This window comes from Psychrobacter sp. 1U2 (genome assembly GCF_051847575.1).
Genome location: NZ_JBPYDC010000828.1, coordinates 1 through 814, shown reverse-complemented (window position 1 = coordinate 814; position 814 = coordinate 1). Strand labels below are relative to the sequence as shown.

Here is an 814-nt window from a genome sequence, read left to right as displayed (position 1 = left end):
ACATTACAATCGTAACGCTGATATTGAAGCGATGGATAGACTGGCAGAGGCTTTAGACGTCAGCAGCCGTGAAGAAGTTGGCTTGGCAATTTACCGTCTAAACCAGTCTTTAGGTATTGAATTGGCTTTAAAAGATATTGGTTTACCTGAAGAGGGTCCCGCTGATGTAGCAAGGATGGTGTGTGACAGCCCTTATTATAATCCTCGTGAATACAATTACGATGAATTAGAAGGCTTATTACAAAGAGCTTATAAAGGTTTACCGCCTGCTTAAATATCATTATAAATCTGTAGATCTCAAAGTTGAACTACCTCAGAATTATCAGAGAGCACATATCAAACAAGCAGGTTGCTGTGACAATATTATTCGCTAACAAATTGCCAAGTCCACTAACAACCAAATGAACTGCACTTATATAAAGTACGACATCTCGCTGACAACGCCTTTGCTGAGCTGTACACATAAGTGATTACCCATGCATACTCTCTCAGCAATTATTCAACCACGTCAGTCATTAACCCGTATTGCGTAGACCCGCTGCCAAAGCATTGATACTACGGATTAATGGATCTTCAACAGCAAGATCATCGTCATTATCTGTAGCGTCTTTTTGTCTGGCACGTTTTAACAACTCAATTTGGATGTAATTAATCGGATCTAAATAAGCATTTCGCCATTGTAGGGACGCGGCAAGGCTTTGCTGATGCGCCAATAACGATGTCTGGTTAAGCAAAGAGTTCAAACCTGAGAAGGTTAGATGATGCTCATCGATTACCGCTTGCATAATCTTTTCACGTAATCCCTCATCTTCAC

The 814-nt window shown here is 40.7% G+C and carries 1 protein-coding gene and 1 pseudogene; one reads left to right on the top strand and one right to left on the bottom strand.

All coding sequences use genetic code 11. From position 1 onward, the window contains the following. A pseudogene (locus ACS8FD_RS18985) lies at positions 1–274 on the top strand (maleylacetate reductase); the annotation flags it as partial. A gap of 241 nt (positions 275–515) precedes the next feature. Here ACS8FD_RS18985 and ACS8FD_RS18980 read toward each other — a convergent pair. Continuing rightward, a partial coding sequence (locus ACS8FD_RS18980; protein WP_439277002.1) for a phosphoenolpyruvate carboxylase occupies positions 516–814 on the bottom strand: 299 nt, incomplete at its 5' end.